This is a genomic window from Pseudobutyrivibrio sp. UC1225 (assembly GCF_900115215.1).
GTDB lineage: Bacteria > Bacillota > Clostridia > Lachnospirales > Lachnospiraceae > Pseudobutyrivibrio.
In genome coordinates this window covers 1-18,826 of record NZ_FOVQ01000015.1, presented here as the reverse complement: position 1 = coordinate 18,826, position 18,826 = coordinate 1, and the positions used below count along the sequence as shown (strand labels likewise).

Annotated in this window: 16 protein-coding genes; all 16 read left to right on the top strand. The window is 33.2% G+C overall.

The genetic code is table 11. From position 1 onward, the window contains the following. The first annotated feature begins 3 nt into the window (after positions 1-3). Positions 4-1,023, top strand: a complete 1,020-nt coding sequence (locus tag BMZ41_RS13785; protein WP_090530646.1) for an acyltransferase family protein — start codon at positions 4-6, stop codon at positions 1,021-1,023. A 260-nt stretch (positions 1,024-1,283) separates the two neighbouring features. Continuing rightward, the gene (locus BMZ41_RS13780; protein ID WP_090530644.1) at positions 1,284-2,486 is read left to right on the top strand and encodes a glycosyltransferase; all 1,203 of its coding nucleotides are present in this window, start codon (positions 1,284-1,286) and stop codon (positions 2,484-2,486) included. Further along, positions 2,480-3,511: an acyltransferase family protein gene (locus BMZ41_RS13775; RefSeq protein ID WP_090530641.1), complete on the top strand. Its 1,032-nt coding sequence runs from the start codon at positions 2,480-2,482 to the stop codon at positions 3,509-3,511. Before BMZ41_RS13780 ends, BMZ41_RS13775 begins: the two co-directional genes overlap by 7 nt. Before the next feature lie 2 nt (positions 3,512-3,513). Then, positions 3,514-4,686 carry a radical SAM protein gene (locus BMZ41_RS13770; RefSeq protein ID WP_090530638.1) on the top strand — a complete coding sequence of 391 codons (1,173 nt, stop codon included), beginning with the start codon at positions 3,514-3,516 and terminating at the stop codon, positions 4,684-4,686. A gap of 9 nt (positions 4,687-4,695) precedes the next feature. After that, positions 4,696-5,766 carry a polysaccharide pyruvyl transferase family protein gene (locus tag BMZ41_RS13765; protein WP_090530635.1) on the top strand — a complete coding sequence of 357 codons (1,071 nt, stop codon included), beginning with the start codon at positions 4,696-4,698 and terminating at the stop codon, positions 5,764-5,766. Positions 5,767-5,784: 18 nt separating this feature from the next. Beyond that, the gene (locus BMZ41_RS13760) at positions 5,785-6,834 is read left to right on the top strand and encodes a glycosyltransferase family 4 protein (RefSeq protein WP_090530632.1); all 1,050 of its coding nucleotides are present in this window, start codon (positions 5,785-5,787) and stop codon (positions 6,832-6,834) included. A 24-nt stretch (positions 6,835-6,858) separates the two neighbouring features. Continuing rightward, positions 6,859-7,893 carry a glycosyltransferase family 2 protein gene (locus BMZ41_RS13755; protein ID WP_207646151.1) on the top strand — a complete coding sequence of 345 codons (1,035 nt, stop codon included), beginning with the start codon at positions 6,859-6,861 and terminating at the stop codon, positions 7,891-7,893. Positions 7,894-7,908: 15 nt separating this feature from the next. Continuing rightward, positions 7,909-9,078 carry an O-antigen ligase family protein gene (locus BMZ41_RS13750; RefSeq protein WP_090530628.1) on the top strand — a complete coding sequence of 390 codons (1,170 nt, stop codon included), beginning with the start codon at positions 7,909-7,911 and terminating at the stop codon, positions 9,076-9,078. Further along, positions 9,065-9,853: a LicD family protein gene (locus BMZ41_RS13745; protein WP_090530625.1), complete on the top strand. Its 789-nt coding sequence runs from the start codon at positions 9,065-9,067 to the stop codon at positions 9,851-9,853. Before BMZ41_RS13750 ends, BMZ41_RS13745 begins: the two co-directional genes overlap by 14 nt. Before the next feature lie 25 nt (positions 9,854-9,878). Continuing rightward, positions 9,879-10,607 (top strand): IspD/TarI family cytidylyltransferase, encoded by a 729-nt coding sequence (locus tag BMZ41_RS13740; RefSeq protein ID WP_090530622.1) that lies wholly within the window; start codon positions 9,879-9,881, stop codon positions 10,605-10,607. A gap of 20 nt (positions 10,608-10,627) precedes the next feature. Further along, a complete protein-coding gene (locus BMZ41_RS13735) occupies positions 10,628-11,686 on the top strand; it encodes an NAD-dependent epimerase/dehydratase family protein (RefSeq protein ID WP_242942072.1) in 1,059 nt (352 codons plus the stop codon). 63 nt (positions 11,687-11,749) lie between these two features. Next, complete coding sequence (locus BMZ41_RS13730) at positions 11,750-12,904, top strand: polysaccharide pyruvyl transferase family protein (RefSeq protein WP_177184240.1); 1,155 nt, start codon at positions 11,750-11,752, stop codon at positions 12,902-12,904. Between the two features lie 60 nt (positions 12,905-12,964). Beyond that, positions 12,965-14,485: a lipopolysaccharide biosynthesis protein gene (locus BMZ41_RS13725; protein WP_090530616.1), complete on the top strand. Its 1,521-nt coding sequence runs from the start codon at positions 12,965-12,967 to the stop codon at positions 14,483-14,485. A gap of 136 nt (positions 14,486-14,621) precedes the next feature. Continuing rightward, positions 14,622-15,998 (top strand): MBOAT family O-acyltransferase, encoded by a 1,377-nt coding sequence (locus BMZ41_RS13720; protein ID WP_090530613.1) that lies wholly within the window; start codon positions 14,622-14,624, stop codon positions 15,996-15,998. Between the two features lie 13 nt (positions 15,999-16,011). Then, on the top strand, positions 16,012-17,235 hold the full coding sequence (locus tag BMZ41_RS13715; RefSeq protein WP_177184239.1) for an alginate O-acetyltransferase AlgX-related protein: 1,224 nt from the start codon (positions 16,012-16,014) through the stop codon (positions 17,233-17,235). Positions 17,236-17,251: 16 nt separating this feature from the next. Beyond that, positions 17,252-18,430 carry a Coenzyme F420 hydrogenase/dehydrogenase, beta subunit C-terminal domain gene (locus tag BMZ41_RS13710; protein ID WP_090530608.1) on the top strand — a complete coding sequence of 393 codons (1,179 nt, stop codon included), beginning with the start codon at positions 17,252-17,254 and terminating at the stop codon, positions 18,428-18,430. Positions 18,431-18,826 lie beyond the last annotated feature (396 nt).

Here is an 18,826-nt window from a genome sequence, read left to right as displayed (position 1 = left end):
TTTATGAAAAAAACAAATATTAAATGGAAAAATTATCTAAATCATAGAAATGAAATATTTGGAATATCTGCGTTAGCGATAATGTTATATCACATAAATAAATATGTGGGATTTAATTATCTTGGTCCGATTGGACATGCGATAACTAGGGTTTTTGCGCTTGGAAATGCAGGAGTAGATGTTTTTTTGTTCCTTTCAGCATTAGGACTCACATTTTCGAATATGGGAAATGGTATTATGAATTTTTATGTTAGAAGAGCTAGGAGAATACTTCCAGTATATTTTCTTATATCGATTCCGTATTTTATTGTTTATGATTTTGTCATATACAAACAATCTTTGTGGCTTTATTTTCTAGATGTATTTACTATTAGTTTTTGGTTTAAGAATGAATTGTATCCATTTTGGTATATGTCATTTATTGTAGTGGCATATTTACTATTTCCTCTATTGATTAAGATGGATAAATATACTAAGCACATTAGTACAATTATTATATTATTTGCGGCGTTGGCGGTTGCTCCTTATATGCACAGTTCAAATGATAATATATTGATTTTTTTCGAAATAGCTATTTCCAGAATACCAGCGTTTATGCTTGGCATTCTATGTGGGAGTATTGAAAAGGAGAAGGAATTTTCTGTTTGGGAGATAATAATAATTACTTCAGTGGTTGTGATATCTTTGGTTGCTATAGCTTCTAATTTTATTATAGCAGCTACATATAGATATGTAGTGGCCGCTCTTGGATTGGCAAGTTCGTTTTTGCTTGCTGTTATCCTTTCCAAGATGAAAAATGTTTATATTACCAATGTGCTAAAATTCTATGGGGAGATGTCACTAGAGATATATTTGGTACACGTAGGATTGTTTCAGATTTTGAAGTTTTACAATGTCTGGAGTAGTATGCCTGCAATCATCTGGTATGTGGTTATAATTGGAGTATCAACTGTTATCTCTATGTTTATTCACAAAAGATTACAAAAATGTTTTAGTAGTACTAAAACTTTATTTAGTGCATAGCGTACATAGCCTGGCATTGTTTGTCAGGCTACTTTTATTTTAATTATAATATTTAAACATAGATTGTGAATGAGGGGAATATAATTAAAAATGTTGTATTTATTAAAAATGTGACAGAATTGTGAAAAGTTACATAATTAAACGGGAAAAACGACACTTATTTTTACTAATCAGCAATTGTCAACATTACTATTGGAATTGTATAATTTTACAGTATGGCATTTTACGGGTTCTATACAAAAAATTAAATGGAGATTGTTATGAAAGTACTTATGGTAAATAAGTTTCTCTACCCAAATGGAGGTTCAGAAACATATATTTTTAAGCTTGGTGAAGCACTTATGGCTAAGGGGCACCAGGTTCAGTATTTTGGAATGGAGCATGAAGGCAGATGCGTTGGGAATAATGTCGATGCATACACTTCGGATATGGATTTCCATGATGCAAGTAAATTTGAAAAAATGACATATCCTTTGAAAACAATTTACTCAAAGGAAGCACGTCAAAAGATTAGATTGGTATTGGATGATTTCCAGCCAGATGTTGTTCATCTTAATAATTTCAATTATCAGCTTACACCTTCAATGATTTTGGAGATTGTGAAGTGGAGAAAGCAGACAGGACATAGTTGTAAGATTGTTTTTACTGCTCATGATTATCAGCTTGTTTGTCCAAACCACATGTGTAACAATCCAAACACTCATGAGAACTGCGAAAAGTGCTTGAGTGGTCATTTTATGAATTGCACAAAGGGCAAATGTATTCATGGTAGCACAGCAAAGAGCTTCATCGGTACACTTGAGGCTACATTCTGGAAGCTTAAAGGTACATATAAGTACATTGATAAGTTTATTTGCTGCAGTGAGTTTATGAAGAGTAAGCTTGATAGCAATCCACTTTTTGCACCTAAGACAGTTGCTGTTCACAATTTTATAGAGTCTATTCCTTGGATTGAGGCAGAGAAGGAAGATTATGTTCTTTATTTTGGCAGATATTCTGAGGAAAAGGGCATTCGTACTCTTATTGAGGCTGCAAAGAGAATGCCTGAGGTTAATTTCATTTTTGCAGGAAAGGGTCCTCTTGAGGATTTGCTTAAGGGAATCGATAACATAAAGAATGTTGGATTCCAGAGTGGAGATGATTTGGCAAATCTTATTCGTAAGGCAAAGATGTCAGTGTATTCTTCAGAGTGGTATGAGAACTGCCCATTCTCTGTAATGGAATCACAGATGTATGGAACTCCTGTTATTGGAGCTAATATAGGTGGTATTCCGGAGCTTATAAAAGTAGAAGAAACAGGCCTGCTTTATGAGAGTGGAGATGTTGATCAGCTTTGTGATGCAATTCATACTATCTGGCAGGATGATAATAAGGCAATGAATATGCATGAGAATTGTAAAGAATTAAGCTTCGATACTATAGATGAATATTTGGAGAAAGTATTGAGGATTTACGGATGTTAGACCATAGTAACAAAAAGCTTCGAGATGTATGGGTAGACAATGTAAAAGTAGTTGCATGTATACTAGTCGTTTTAGGACATTTTTTTCAATCAATGGCAAAGGCGGAGATAATATCAAGAACGATTTTGTTTTATTGGTTTAACAATACAATTTATTATTTCCATGTTCCTCTATTTTTTATATGTAGTGGATTTTTGTACCAAAAATACTCAAAAGTGTCTTCTTTTGAGTCATGGAAAGTAAATGTTGTGAAAAAAGTGGTTGCTTTAGGAGTACCATACTTTGTTTTTTCAATCATCACATGGATATTGAAAAATTTGTTCTCATCATCTGTTAACAAAGAAACAGGAAATTTGGTTGATACTTTGTTTGTTCATCCAGGTGCACCATACTGGTATTTATATGTATTGTTTTTTCTCTTCGTTATAACATTAACTACAAGAACCTTAAAAAGTCAGCTAGTAATGTTAACGCTTGCAGGGATATTGAAAATTCTTAATTGTATCGGTGTATTAGCTTCTGTAGAAAAGATATTTCTTGTTGATAATGTACTTGCAAATTGGTTTTGGTTTGTATTTGGAATGACATTAGCTTATGACCTTGGTAAGCTGTGTAATCGGATTGTTGGAATAACTTTATTTGCTCTGTTTTGCTTTGGAAGTCTGTTTGTTCAGCTAAGAGATATTGATAACGATATTATTGGTTTTTTATTGGGGCTTACCGCTTGTTATTCTTTAATTAGTATTGTTCACACATCTTTTAAGGATGGTGTTCAAAATAAATATTGGCAGTTTTTTGCTACATATACTATGCCAATCTTCTTGATGCATACAATGTTTGCAGCACCATTTAGAAGTGTCTTAACGAAGATGGGTATTAGCAATCCAGCAATTCATATTGTTATGGGATTGGTTATAAGCTTCTGCGGCCCAATAGTCGCAATGATTATTTTGGAAAAGATAAAACCTTTGGATTTTATTGTTTATCCAACACGTTATTTAAAAATAGGGAAAAGAGGAGTTTAGAAATGGCAGAGAAGAAATTAAACGGAACCGTAATTGTAACTTACAGATGTAACGCACGTTGTTCTATGTGCAACAGATATAAGGCACCATCTAAGCCTGAGGAAGAGATTTCAATTGAGACAATCAAGAAGCTTCCAAAGATGTATTTCACAAACATCACAGGTGGTGAGCCATTCATCAGAACAGATATCAAAGATATCGTTCGTGAGCTTTATAAGAAGTCAGATCGTATCGTTATTTCTACAAATGGTTTCTTTACAGATCGTATTGTAGATCTTTGTAAGGAGTTCCCACAGATTGGTATTCGTATTTCAATCGAGGGCCTTGAGCAGACAAACAACGAAATCAGAGGTCTTGAGAATGGTTTCCAGAGAGGTTACCAGACACTTAAGAAGCTTCGTGAGATGGGTATGACAGACGTTGGATTTGGTATGACAGTTCAAGATAAGAACGCTCCTGACCTTGTACCTCTTTACAGGCTTTCTGATGAGATGGGTATGGAGTTTGCTACAGCATCTCTTCACAACAGCTTCTATTTCGTAGAGGCAAAGAACATTATCAAGGATCGTCCAATGGTTGCTCAGAACTTCGAGAACCTTGTTAACGAGCTCCTTGCAAGCAAGAGCCCTAAGAAGTGGTTCAGAGCTTACTTCAACCATGGACTTATCAATTACATCTATGGACAGAAGAGACTTCTTCCATGTGATATGTCATTTGATACATTCTTCATCGATCCATATGGTGATGTAATGCCATGTAACGGAACAAAGGACAAAGAGGTTATGGGTAACCTTAATAACCAGTCATGGGATGAGCTTTGGAATTCTCCAGAGGCAGAGGCTGTTCGTTCAAAGGTTAGATGCTGTGACCGTGATTGCTGGATGATTGGTTCAGTTTCACCAGCAATGCATAAGTACATCTGGGTACCACTCTGGTGGGTAATTCGTCACAAGGCTAAGTTCTGGACAAAGAAGAAGTACAGTATGTATGAGAATAAGATCGTTCGTGATCTTCGCGATGGTAAAGTTTCAAAGGAAGATCTTGATAAGTGCAGTACATGTGATATGTGTGCAACAGTAAATAACGGTCTTTCAGCAGCTTCTATGGAGCAGCTTAAGGATAAGACTGGTGAAGAAATCGTTGATGCTGATATCGCAGCACAGATGAGTAAATAACGAGGATAAATGATGAGAATAGGAATACTAACATTTCATAGAGCAGTAAATTATGGAGCAGTTCTTCAGGCATATGCTTTGAATAAATCTATTAAGGATATGGGGCATGATTGTGACATAATTGATTATAAATGCGACAAAATTGAAAACGTTGTATCTCCTTTTGCAGGTTTTCGTAACGGAGACAATTGGATAAAGTCGTTTATTCAGATGTTTTTTAGAATTAGAAAGAACAAGGCATTTAATTCATTCATTAAAAAGTATATTTCTCTTTCAGAAGAGGAATATACTTCGAATGATATAGCAAAAGCGGATAACAAATATGATTGTTTCTTTTCAGGTAGCGATCAGGTATGGAATTATGCATGTACTGATGGAGACGAAGCATACTTTTTGGATTTTGTGTCTGATGGTAAAAAGAAAAATGCGTATGCTGCAAGTTTTGGCTTCGAAAAACGCCCAGATTATGACAAGTTTGACTACGAAAAGTTACTTGACGATTTTTCTGGAATCTCAGTTAGAGAAGAGAGTGGAAAAACATTAATCAAGGAATTTGCAGGAAAAGATTGCCGAGTGGTTGTTGATCCCACATTGCTATTAAGTGCTAAGGAATGGGAGACTGTTGTTGGCGAGCGTCCTATGAAGGAAGATTATATTTTTGTATATAACATTCGTGAGCCAAAGGATTTATTGAATTATGCAGAGCAGTTATCTAAGAAGACTGGTTGCAAGATTATAAATGCAAAAAAGAGTGCTGAGTTTTTTGCAAAATGCTCTCCAGCAGACTTTATGGCTTGGATTTATTATTCAAGATATTTTGTTACTAATTCATTCCATGGCACAGTTTTTTCTATTCTATTTAAGAAGAAGTTTGCAATAGAGTTAGACAATGGAAAGAGTGTTAATAATCGTTCAAAAGAACTTCTAGAACTTGTTGGAATTACAGATAGGGAATTAGATATGAACAATATCATGTATGTTGAAAATGATATTGATTATACTCAAGCCGCTAGAGTTTTAGAAGAGCAGAAGAAGGAGGCAATTGGCTTTATTACTGAATGTATTGCCAAAGCAAAGTGACGAGGGTTTTGAATTAATATGAAAAAAATTCTTTATATAACTAATATAGAAGTTCCATATAAAGTAAAGTTTTTTAATCAGTTGGCAGAGAAGTCTGAGCTTACAGTACTTTACGAACGTCAAAAGTCTGGAAACAGAAATGAGGAATGGTCGAAAAGCATTGATACAAATTATAAGAAAATCTATCTTAATGGATTGAATTATAAAAATGAAAATGTCATTTCTCTTTCTATTTTCAGATATTTGAGTAAAAAGTACGATGAAATAATAATCAGCTGTTTTAACAGTCCAGTTCAGCTCATGGCAATGCTTTACATGAGGATGATGGGAATGAAATATACTCTGAGTTTTGATGGAGAGATATTTGTTGGAGAGACTGGATTTAAAAACAAACTTAAGAAGTTTTTCATAAAGGGTGCTGAAAAATATCTTACAGCTGGAGAGGTGTCAGCAGCTAATATAAGAAAACTTGTCGGTAATAAATCTGTTTATCCATATTACTTTAGCTCATTTGATAAAACAGAAATCAAAAGTGATGTAGAACAACAAGACAGAGATGATTATGTTTTGGTCGTTGGTCAGTATTTCGATTATAAAGGGCTTGATATAGCAGTTAAGATTGCCATGCTTGATCAAAAGATTAGATATAAATTCGTAGGTATGGGTAAACGAACAAATCTGTTCCTTAGTGAGCAGCATGTTGGTGATTTGGCCAACGTAGAGGTCATTTCGTTTTTACAGAAAGAAGATTTAAATAAAGCATATAAAGAGGCAGCAGTTCTATTGTTACCATCCAGAAAAGAGTGCTGGGGGCTTGTAATTAATGAGGCGGCTTCATTCGGAACACCAATTATTTCTACCGAAGGTAGTGGTGCAGCAGTAGAATTTCTGAGTCCACAGTATGAAAAATACTTATTTAAAAGTGATGACTATAAGGGAATTTTGGATGGTATAAGAGAAATCTTAGGATCAGATATCAGAGATTATTCAGAGTATCTTATTAATAAGAGTCGTCAATATAGTATTGAAAGAATGGTTGAAAGCCATGTTAAAGCTCTGGATTTATAATCTGGAATAGATGGAGGGATTACATTGGAGAAACTGGTTTCTATTATTTTGCCAATTTACAATGTGGAAAAATATTTAGATAGATGTATGAATTCGGTTCTAAACCAATCATATAAAAATATAGAAGTAATAATGGTTGATGATGGAGCAAAAGATTCTTGTCCTGAGAAGTGTGAAGATTGGGCAAAAAAAGATTCTAGAGTCAAGGTCGTTCATAAGCAGAATGCTGGCTTGGGAGAGGCTAGAAATACTGGTCTTGAATATGTAAATGGAGAGTTTGTATTCTTCTTAGATAGCGATGATTATGTTAGTGAAGATTTAGTAGAGTCATGTTTGAGGATTCAGGAAGAAAAGGATTCTGATGTGGTATTATATGGCTTTTCTAGGGTCGATAGAGATGGAAATGTATACAAGAGTAATGTGCCACAGTCTGAGAAGAAGCATTATGTTGGTGAGGAAATAAAAAACGATGTTCTCCCAGCATTGCTAGCTAGCAAAGGAAAAACAGTATCGGGACTTTGGATGAGTGCCTGGTGCTGTATGTACAAGAAGGCTACGATAGATTCTATTAATTGGGAATTTGTGTCTGAGAGAGTGATCATAGCTGAGGATGTGTATTCTTTGCTTCAGTATTATAGAGCAGTAAATGTAGTATCTATAATTGATAAGCCAATGTATTTTTATTGTGATAATGATGCTTCGTTAACACATGTGTATAGACCAGACAGAATAGATAAAATTAACTATTTTTTAAGAGAAACATTAAGCAAAGTAGAAGAATATAATTATGGTTCTTTGATTGAAGAATGTGTATGTTTCTTATACAGTTCTTTCATGATAGCTGCATTAAAAATGGTTGTAACAGCTGATAACGCAAGTTTTATTGAAAAAAGAAAAATGCTTGTAAAGTGCATAAAAAGTGATGAATGTCAAAGGGCTTTAAAGCATGGTGGTTTTAATTTTAAGCGTCTAGGCAAAAGTGTATTACTATTAATGATGCGCTTAAGATTTTTTGATATTGTATATTTTTTGTTGGTTAGAGGTAGTAAGCATATTTAGTAGTGAGGTTTTTTTATGAGTAAATATATAAAGATAGACATGACATATATAATGTCAATATTGATGATTTTTGCCACTCTAATCTCACTATCTTTTGTGCCGAAGTATTCGAGTATACGTGAAATGCTGATTATAATTGTCGGTCTTTATGTTTTAATTATGATTCCTAAATTGGTTAAAAAAACCAGTTATGTGATGTGGATTTTGCTTTCATTATTTTGTGCAGTAACAATAGGGACCTCATATGTTCACAGAGTAGAATATCAAAATCAAGATATTTTTATGGCTTCGTTAAAGTATGCATTGTCACTAGTTGAAATTTATGCGATGTTAAATCTTTTAGTCATAGAGGGTAAATTGCAGAGTTTTATAAATGTTTTTTATAAACTTTTGTTTGGTATTCTTATATGTAATGACATTATTGCATTTATAAGTGGATATAATCATATTACATTTCTTCTTGGAACTAAATTTGCTGTGGTATATTGGCATTTGTTTTGGATTGCGCTTTATCTTTATCTACATGATACACAGAATATCAAGTGGGGCACAATCGCTTTATTTATGTCATACATGGTAGTCTTGTGTCTGTGGATTTCCTGCGCAACAGGAATTGTTGGTACTTTCATTTTTGTTGTTATGTATATGTTTTTCACAAACGCATACACAATTTTGGGAAACAAATGGGTATATTTATTGTTCTTGCTGATATGTGGTTCTTTTGCTTTCACTTATACCTTTGTTTTGAATTCTGCTTTAGTTCAAAAGGTTGTTACAGAATATTTGGGGCGTAGTCTTACACTTACTGGAAGAGTAAACATCTATGAGTTGTTACCTTTAATTCTTCTCCAACGTCCTTGGTTTGGGTATGGGTTTGGAACAACATATACTGTTTATATGTTTTTTACAGGATACGCGGATTCACAAAATGGAATAGTTGAGTGGATGTCACAAGTTGGAGTAATTGGCACGATATTTTTAATTGGCTTTATGACATATATGTTTGCATTTGCAAATAAATATAAAAGTATTAGAAAAGTCATATATCCATTTATTATTTTGATATATATTTTTATTTTTATATCAACCGTAGAGATTTCTTATAATAGAATATTTTTATCAATTTTGGGAATAATATGGGCGATTGCTCTAGGAAACGAAGGGGAAATTAATGAAGAAAATTGAGAACATTCAAGAATTACATAATATACAGCTTGAAATGATGGATAAGTTTGACAAAATATGTAAAGACAATAATCTTATTTATTTTTTGGCTGGTGGTACTTTGTTAGGAGCTGTCAGACATAAGGGTTTTATTCCTTGGGATGATGATGTGGATCTTGCTATGCCTAGACCAGATTATGAAAAGCTATTGTCTTTATATACAGATAATAAAGAAGCTTTCGGATTTCTTTCAGTTGTAAAATTTGGAGATGATGGTTATGGTATTCCTTTTGCCAAAATTGTACATAATAACACCTTAATAAAGGTTGGTAATAAAGAGCAGGGAGGTTTGTTTATAGATATCTTTCCTATGGATGGCTTTGGTGATGACTTAGAAGAAGCTAAGAATCAGATCCGTTATATCAACGATACAGGGTGCAGAATAGGAAGAGCATATCTTCCATGGAATGAACTAAAGTTTTCTACAAAACTAGTGAAAATTCTTTACACTGTTATAGGTAGAAAAAAATCATATAACTCACTGCTCAAAAAAGCTTTAAAGTATGATTTTTACAAGTCTGCGTATGTAGGAAGCACATTTGGTGTCAGAGTTGAAAAGGAAATAATAGAACGTTGGACTTTTGAAAAGACAATGGATATGCATTTTGAAGATAGAGTATATCAGGCACCTGTTGGTTACGATCAGTACCTCAAGCAGATGTATGGTGACTACATGCAGTTGCCACCAGAGGAGAAACGAGTAGCTCCTCATGAGTTTGATTTGTATATAAAATAGTATTGGTTTTAGGGAGGATATGAATATGAATATAGGATTGATTTTTGCAGGTGGTGTTGGTGCAAGAATGCATAGCAAGGATCGCCCAAAGCAGTTTTTGGAAATTTATAACAAGCCAATTATTGTGCATACAATTGAGTATTTCCAGAAGAACAAAAACATTGATGCGATAGTTGTTGTATGTGTTAAGGACTGGATTGATTTCTTTAACGAGCTTGTATATAAGTACAGATTAAAAAAGGTAGTAAAGGTTGTTCCAGGTGGTGAATCTGGTCAGTTATCTATTTACAATGGTCTCTGTGCAGCTGAGGAAGTTGCAAATGGTGAAAAGTCTGTAGTTCTCATTCATGACGGAGTTAGACCTTTAATTAACTCAAAGCTTTTAACAGAAAATATCAAGTCAGTTGAAAAGTATGGTTCATGTATTACAAGCGGAATCGTTAAAGAGACAATTGTTGAGATTGATGATGAAGGCAAGATAGTTATGGTCCCTGATAGAGCTCATTCAAGAGTTGCAAAGGCACCTCAGAGTTTCTGGTTAGATGAAATCCTTGCTTCTCATAGAAAAGCTCTTTCTGAGAATATTACTAATTTCATTGATTCATGTACAATGATGCAGCATTATGGCTACGATCTTCACATGATTGATGGTCCTTATGAGAATATCAAGATTACTACTCCAGATGATTTCTATACTATGAGAGCAATTCTTCAGGTTAGAGAAGATGCTCAGATTTATGGTTTGGATGATTAATTTTTTGTGAGGATAATGAAGTGGATTCTAGAGAAGTTTTATTAAACACAGTAAAGAAATATAGTGATTATATTCTTAATAATAAAGAAGTAGATGTAGCTAAATTGGCTGGCAAGCGAGTAGCTATTACTGGTGCAACAGGTCTAATTGGAAGCAGCGTTGTACTTACTTTGGTTGAGATTAGCAAGCATTTAGAATGCCCAATCAAGGTTGTAGCTGTTGTTAGAAACAGAGCCAAGGCAGAAGCTTTATTTGGTGATTCTGTTGAATATGCTATTTGCGATGTGACAGATAAAATCGAAATTTCTGGTGAAGTTGATTATATCGTTCATGGTGCAAATCAAACATCAAGCAAGGCATTTATGGAAGAGCCTGTAGAGACAATTAACACAGCATTAAAGGGAACTACAAATATCCTTAATGTTGCAAAGGAAAAGAATGTTAGCTCTCTTGTATTCTTATCAACTATGGAGGTTTATGGTGCTCCAAAGACAGATGAGAAAATTGATGAATTACATTCTAGTGACTTAAATACAATGAGTCCAAGAAACTCATATCCTGAAAGTAAGAGAATGTGTGAGTCATTATGTGCATCTTATTTTTCAGAGTATGGTGTGCCAGTGAGAGTAATCAGACTGACACAGACTTTTGGCCCAGGTGTTAATTACAATGATGGAAGAGTATTTGCCGAATTCGCGAGAAATGCAATCGAAGGTAATGACATAGTGTTACACACTAAGGGTGAGACAAAGAGAAATTATCTTTTCACAGGTGATGCTGTTTCTGCAATTGTTACAGTGTTACTTAATGGCGAAAATGGAAATGCATATAATGCAGCCAACGAAGATACTTATTGTAGTATCTATGAAATGGCTGAGCTTGTCAGCAAAGTAAGTGCTAATGATATAGCAGTTCGTATTGAAATAGATGATGAGTCTAAGTTTGGCTATGCGCCGGTACTTCATATGAATTTGGATACAGCAAAGCTTAGAAGCATTGGTTGGTCTCCGTTGACTGGATTAGAGGAAATGTATCAGCAACTTATTAGCTACATGTCAGAACAGAACAAAGAAATTTAGAATATGTAGTATTGTCATAATGGATTGATTGTTATCCAGATGATAATTTTGAAAGGATTATTAATGGGAAATATAGTATTAGCAGGTTTGTTTTTTGATACTAATTTAGGTGATCAAGCAATTGCGGAATCAACAGAGTATTTAGTTAAGGACAGCTTGAAAAATCAAGATGTTGTTCTTGATAAAATTGATTTATATGGACGAAAGAAAATTGAGAACAACTCAAATATTTTAGTAGATAAGGTTCGATTTCATATTCGCAGAATGAAATATGGTCCAAATGAATATGAACTGGCACGTTTAAAAAAACTTTGTGAGAAATATATTTCTAAAGATACTAAATGTATTATCTTTACTGGTGGAGGCCTTATTAAGTATAAATATCAGCTAATCTTTTCAAGAGCAATTGAAATGATTACTGATTTTGCTAACAAAAATAATGTACCGGTTATGTTTTGTGGTGTTGGTATTGAAGGATACGATGAGAATGATGTTGAGTGTCAAAGACTTAAAAAAGTTATAAATTCTGATTGTGTAAAAGTAATAACAACAAGAGATGATATAGAATGTTTATCAAATAATTATGTCGACTCAGCCACAATTAAAACAGCGTTGGTTGCTGACCCAGCTTGCGTAATAAGCGGACTTCATAAAATTAAAAATACAAAGAATAAACGTGTTGGATTAGGCGTTGTTCGCGGTAGATTATTTGTAGATAATGGAATTAACGCTGATGAGGATGCATTGATTGCACTTTATTCTTCTCTGTATCAGGAAATCAAGAGTAGAGGCTATGAGCCAATTATTTATACTAATGGTTTAGGGGCAGATCAGATTTTTGCTGAAAAATTGAAGAAACATTTAGAGATAACATTGAATGTAAACGCAGAAGTAGCAAATCGTCCTACAACAGTCGAAGAACTATGTAAAATTATATGTTCGTTTGATGCATTGATTTGTGCAAGACTTCATTCTAGTATCATTGCGTATTCATACGGTGTGCCTTCGATTGGAATCGTATGGAATGAAAAGCAGAGAATGTTTGGTAAAATAATAGGATATCCTGAAAGATTTATTGATTATTCAAATTCAACTGTTTCGGATACAATGAAAGCTTTTGAAAAGGCAGTAGATGAAGAGTACCGTAATATAGATAAAGATAATTTTGTAAAAACGACTAGAAATGAAATAGAAGCTTTTTTACAAAAGTATGTTTAGGAGAAATTAGAAAATTATGGTCTATTTCTGTTGGCTAGTGAATAATGACGGAGCAAAAAAATGGGATTAAATAGCGAAACTAGAACAAAGAGTGCTGGTAAAAACGCTGTAACTGCGATTACTAACAAGATTGCACTTCTCGTTCTTACATTTGTTAGTAGAAAACTTTTTATTAAGTATATTGGTATTGAGTATCTTGGAATCAATGGTCTGTTTAGTAATGTTTTGACATTATTATGTATGGCTGATTTGGGAATTGGCATAGCAATGAATGTAAGCTTATATAAGCCAATTGCCGAGAATGATTATCGTAAGATATCAGGACTTCTTAATTATTTCAAGTATATATATAGGATGATAGCACTAGCTGTTACAGTTATAGGGTTAGGCTTGATTCCATTCTTGAAATATTTGGTCAATATGGATTCAACGATTCCACATCTTTACATTTATTATATGGTGTTTGTGTTTAAGAACACAGTATCATACTTGCTAGTATATAAGTCTTCACTGCTGAGGGCCGACCAAAAGACTTATATGATTAATCGCTTAGAGATAGTTGTTAACTTCTCTAAGATTGTTTTGCAGTTATTAGTTGTATGGCTGTTAAAGAGTTACCTATGCTTTATCTTATTGGATGTATTGGCCATAGCAGCTCAGAATATAATAATTTCAGCTTTGACTGACAAGCAGTATAAGTTTATTGATAAGACTGTTAGATTAGAGAAGGAAGAGAAGAAGAATCTTTTTGGAGATATTTCTTCAGTATTTCTGTATAAGATTGCATGGAGCCTGCTAAATGGAACAGACAATATTTTGATGTCGGTAATTGTTGGAACAATTTATGTAGGTCTTTACTCAAACTACTTTACTATTACAAATACATTAGAGACGCTTATAGCTTTATTATTTAATTCACTTACTGCTAGCATTGGAAATCTTGTTGCTACAACAGGAAGTGAGAAAAGGTACTCTACATTTAAGTCAATGCAGATGGTGAGCTTCTGGATTTGTGGCAATGTAGCTGTTTGCATTCTCTTTCTTGTACAGGATTTTATAGGTATTTGGGTAGGTGCCCAATACCGTTTGGACAACTTGACTGTCATAGCAATTGTATTAAATATATTCTTCTCTACATGCATGAGACCTGTATGGACATTCAGAGAAGGTACAGGTATGTATAAACAGATTAGATATATCATGTTTGTTACTGCGTTGTTAAACTTAATACTATCTATTGTACTTGGTAAGTGGTTAGGAATAAGCGGTATTTTATTTGCTACTTCAATTTCTAAGATATCAACATATTTCTGGTATGAGCCACAAATTCTATTTAAAAAAGTATTTAATGTGAGTCCAAAGAATTATTTCTTAGAGTATCTATTTAATACATTAATATTAGCAGTTTGTATTTGTTTATGTTTTATTCCAATGAAATATATGGATGGAAGCAATATAGTATTTTGGATTATTAAGGCATTAGTTTGTGTAATAATTGTAAATATAGTTTACTTAGTAAGATATTGGAAGACAGATGAATTTAAACTTTTAAAGACTAAGATTCTTAGTTTGAAGAAGTAAGTATGATGGTAGGTACTTTTTCAGTACCTACTGTTTTTGAGTTGAGGATTTTATTGGGTTGGTTAAATAATTGATAAGATAATTTATTATTTGTTGATGTATTTATAAATAAAATAATTAAAGGAGATTGTAAGTTATGACCTTTTCAAGCGGTATTTTTTTAATTGGAATATTACCTTGGTTTGTCGTTTTATATAGAAAGGTATGCGCTAACAACACATTGAGTAGGAGAATACTATTTGCTGTTGCAAACAGTATTTTCTTAATATGGGGTGGATTAGCTTCTTATTTAATGCTGTTATTCTACGCAGTAGTTATTTGGTGTTTTTCTTTATTGATTACCAAGATTAAGCAAAATTGGATATTTTCCATAAGCTTGATTTTAGCGGTAACTCCTTTGTTATTTATTAAATATACGAGATTCGTTATTGAATCACTTAATTCATTTATAGGAAGTAATTTTACTACGTCTAAAATTATTGTTCCAATGGGTATTTCATTTGTTACATTTGAGGCTGTTTCATTATTGGTTGATCTTAAGCAGAATAAGCTTGAAAAAAGGCCATCACTTATAGACACATATCTATATCTGACGTTCTTTCCTACTGTAACATCTGGTCCTATTATCCGATTCAATGAATTTGAGCAGGGATTAAATTGTTCATCATATTCTTTTGATATTGCAGAAGCTGTTGAAAGGATAGCAATTGGTTTAAGTAAGAAAATCCTAATAGCAGATAAGATTTCTGTACTTGCAGATTATTATTTTGATGGAGTGGCCAGTGGAAGAAACTATTCAGTAGCTGGACTATGGATTGGTTCAATAGCATATACATTGCAGTTATATTTTGATTTTTCTGGATATTCGGATATGGCTATTGGAATGGGACAGCTGTTAGGTTTTGATATTAGAGAGAATTTCAATAAACCATATCAGGCTCAAAGTATATCTGATTTTTGGAAACGTTGGCATAAGTCTCTCACTCAGTGGTTTAGAGATTATGTATATATTCCATTAGGTGGCAATAGATGTTCAAAGGCACGACATATTACAAATATGCTTATAGTATGGCTCCTTACAGGTCTTTGGCATGGCGCAGATTGGTCATTTATATTATGGGGAATAGGTTATTTTATTCTCCTTGTTGTAGAGAAGAACAGTGAATCTTTAAGAAAGTTTGCGTGTGGAGTTAAGGGACATATTTATACATTGTTTTTTGTTAACTTGTTGTGGGTTCCATTTAGAGCATCTAATCTTACAACTACATTCAACTATATAAGAGGTATGTTTGGTGGTGGATCAGGTATGTTGGAAAATAAGGCTGTAAGATTTTTACCTTTAGTAATAATCGCAGTTATTTTATGTTTCCCTTGGAATCAATATTTATCAAGGATTGCAGAAAAAAAGTGGTTTGTAGTACTTAGAGGTGTCACTATAATTCTGGTTGTGTTTTTAACAATTTGTGGAGCTATGAATTCTTCATACACACCATATATTTATGGTAATTTTTAGAGAGGGATTTGTCATGGAAAAAATAAATGCGAAAAAAAATCACTGGTATATTTATGTTCTTATATTAACAATTTTAATAATATCAATAGCTTCTTGGATTTATTCCGCTATACGTATTGGAGGAAAAGTTCAACAGAAACAGAGCGCAAAAACAAATACAACTACTATGGCTGCCAGTAACACTACTAATTCTTCTAATGGAGAAGAACTGGTTGAAAAGCAAAGTATATTTGAACTAATAGATAGAAAATGTAATAAGTTTGATGAAATCGTAGATAAGATTGATTCAAAATGGTCTCTCTATAAAAATTCGGAATTCAGTAATGTTGATTCATTAGTTACATATTCAGTTTTAGGAGAAGTATCATCAGTTCAAGTGTTTTCAGGTAATGATAGATGGTTGTTCTATAAATCTAAGTCTGATGGAGATTCTATAGCAGATTATGAGGGAACAAATAGATATAGTCAGGATGAAATAAACAATATAACTGAGTCTGCGTTATTAGTTCAAAAGGAAATGGAAGCACGCGGGATTAAATTTACAATTATGGTAGCTCCTAATAAGGAAAATGTATACTCAGAATATATGCCAAATACTTATACTAAGGCAGAAGTAACAAGTACAGATATTTTGATTGATAATTTAAAAAGTAAAGGCATAAATGTTGTATCACCAAAAAATAATCTTTTAAATGATCATTTGGTTGAGGAATTATACTATCATTATGATACTCATTGGAATCAATTAGGTGCTTATATAGGAGTAAGAGACTCGCTAGCTGCCTTAGATATTAGTATTCCTGAATTGACTGAACGAAAAATTACATCGAAGCCGCTTAAAGAGAATTATCATTACTGTGCCGAAGACGACTTGGCAAAATTGGCAGGATTAAAAGCTGTTCTTTCAGATGATGTGGAGTATGAAGTTGAAGGAACACTTCCTGTAGATTGGACTTCTTTTAAGGAAGAACAAGAGACAGAACAAGTATCACATTTTCATAATGATAATGCTGAAAACAAGTCAACAATATTGCTGGTAGGAGATTCATTTAGGAGTTCCATGATTCCAGAATTGAGAGAACAGTTTGAAGATGTTTATGTTCTACACCGATCTTTTTATAAAGCTAATTTATTAGATGAAATTAGTCCTGATTATGTGATTGCTGAATATGTCGAACGTTATTCTTGCCTCATGAAGGATATATGTGATTTGATAGAGGTGGGAAGATATAACTAAAAACCTAGGAGGAACTATGGAATTAATAAGTGAAACAAATTGTACTGGTTGTGCTGCGTGCATTTCAATTTGCCCCAAAGGTGCAATTGAAATGCAAAAGACTTCTAAAGGCTTTTTTGTTCCACATATAGACACTACAAAATGTGTGGAGTGTGGACTATGTGTAAAAACTTGTCCAGAGAATAATGTAAATGATATCAAATATAATGAACCCATTTTAACTTATTTGGCAAAAAATGAGATATCAGATAGAAAACAAAGTTCATCCGGTGGAATGTTTATTTTGTTGGCAAAAAAAGTTGTAGAATTAGGTGGTACAGCTTATGGAGCAATGTATGACGAGCAGATGAACATAGTTCATGGAAGAGCGGAAAGAGCAGAGGAATTAAAAGCCTTCCGTGGCTCAAAGTATGTTCAAAGCTTTATAGGAGATATATATACAAAAGTTTTAGATGATTTAAAAAACGATCGCTATGTATATTTTTCAGGAACAGCATGCCAGGTCTCAGGTTTAATAAATTATTTAAATAGAAAAAAATGTGATACAAAAAAGTTGATAACCCAGGACATAATATGCCACGGTGTGGGAAGTCCACGTTTTTTTGATGACTATAAGAAGAGTTTAGAAAAGAAATATAAATCTAAAATTATCAAATTTAATTTTAGAGGAAAACCAATGCCAGGTAAATGGCAAAATATTATTGTTGATTTTGAAAATGGTAAACAGTATATAGCTGTATCAACAAACCAAGATATTTTCTATCATCATTTCTTTAAAAATTTGATTTTAAAACCATCTTGCTTTGAGTGCAAATATGCAAATGTTGCCAGAGTAGCAGACATTAGTTTGGGAGATTGTTATTATCCTAAAAATGAACAAATAAATAACGATGGGTGGGGCATTTCTTATATGCAGCTTAATACAGAAAAGGGCAAGCAGCTATTTGAGTCAATTAGAAATTCTTGTGAGTGTATAGAGACAGATTATAAAAAATATATTCAAGCTAATATGCAAAAACCATCTGTAAAGAGTGATAAATATGATTTGTTTTGGGATGAATATGAGACTAATGGTTATAAAAATGCGATAAAGAAATATGGAAATGGTAATATTAAAGGGGCAATTAAGAGGTTTATTGTTACCATTGTAAATAAAAGTGGACTAGATATGCTGATTAAGAAGTTCGTGAATTAGGCTAACACAGCATAAATGTAAGTAAAGGCTCAAGAATTAAATATCTTGAGCCTTTATTAGGTTTGCGCGCCATGGGCGCGCTCTAACGCAATGTCATTAACTTTAGAGTATTTCTTACAAAAATCAAAGTTTTTAATGATGGTAAGGAGGATGATTGTACGGAAAAAATATTTTTGGACATGCAAAATAGGCAGGAATATACCCCCTGCCTGTTGCAGATATGTATTAGTTGAATTAAGACAATCTATAATTAAAACTCATAACAGAACGATCTTTCTTCTTGCGTCGGATTGCTTTTCTGTTTGGACGAATAGGTGTCAAATATTTAGACAAAAGATTTTTGATTGTTTTGCAGCTAATCTTTCCCTTGATAAATAGTCTAGATGCATGAATTGC

What these genes read in the sequence shown, in the direction of transcription:
- BMZ41_RS13785 (WP_090530646.1), top strand. Translation starts at nt 4, where the DNA reads ATGAAAAAAACAAATATTAAATGGAAAAATTATCTAAATCATAGAAAT.
- BMZ41_RS13780 (WP_090530644.1), top strand. Translation starts at nt 1,284, where the DNA reads ATGAAAGTACTTATGGTAAATAAGTTTCTCTACCCAAATGGAGGTTCA.
- BMZ41_RS13775 (WP_090530641.1), top strand. Translation starts at nt 2,480, where the DNA reads ATGTTAGACCATAGTAACAAAAAGCTTCGAGATGTATGGGTAGACAAT.
- BMZ41_RS13770 (WP_090530638.1), top strand. Translation starts at nt 3,514, where the DNA reads ATGGCAGAGAAGAAATTAAACGGAACCGTAATTGTAACTTACAGATGT.
- BMZ41_RS13765 (WP_090530635.1), top strand. Translation starts at nt 4,696, where the DNA reads ATGATGAGAATAGGAATACTAACATTTCATAGAGCAGTAAATTATGGA.
- BMZ41_RS13760 (WP_090530632.1), top strand. Translation starts at nt 5,785, where the DNA reads ATGAAAAAAATTCTTTATATAACTAATATAGAAGTTCCATATAAAGTA.
- BMZ41_RS13750 (WP_090530628.1), top strand. Translation starts at nt 7,909, where the DNA reads ATGAGTAAATATATAAAGATAGACATGACATATATAATGTCAATATTG.
- BMZ41_RS13745 (WP_090530625.1), top strand. Translation starts at nt 9,065, where the DNA reads ATGAAGAAAATTGAGAACATTCAAGAATTACATAATATACAGCTTGAA.
- BMZ41_RS13740 (WP_090530622.1), top strand. Translation starts at nt 9,879, where the DNA reads ATGAATATAGGATTGATTTTTGCAGGTGGTGTTGGTGCAAGAATGCAT.
- BMZ41_RS13730 (WP_177184240.1), top strand. Translation starts at nt 11,750, where the DNA reads ATGGGAAATATAGTATTAGCAGGTTTGTTTTTTGATACTAATTTAGGT.
- BMZ41_RS13725 (WP_090530616.1), top strand. Translation starts at nt 12,965, where the DNA reads ATGGGATTAAATAGCGAAACTAGAACAAAGAGTGCTGGTAAAAACGCT.
- BMZ41_RS13720 (WP_090530613.1), top strand. Translation starts at nt 14,622, where the DNA reads ATGACCTTTTCAAGCGGTATTTTTTTAATTGGAATATTACCTTGGTTT.
- BMZ41_RS13715 (WP_177184239.1), top strand. Translation starts at nt 16,012, where the DNA reads ATGGAAAAAATAAATGCGAAAAAAAATCACTGGTATATTTATGTTCTT.
- BMZ41_RS13710 (WP_090530608.1), top strand. Translation starts at nt 17,252, where the DNA reads ATGGAATTAATAAGTGAAACAAATTGTACTGGTTGTGCTGCGTGCATT.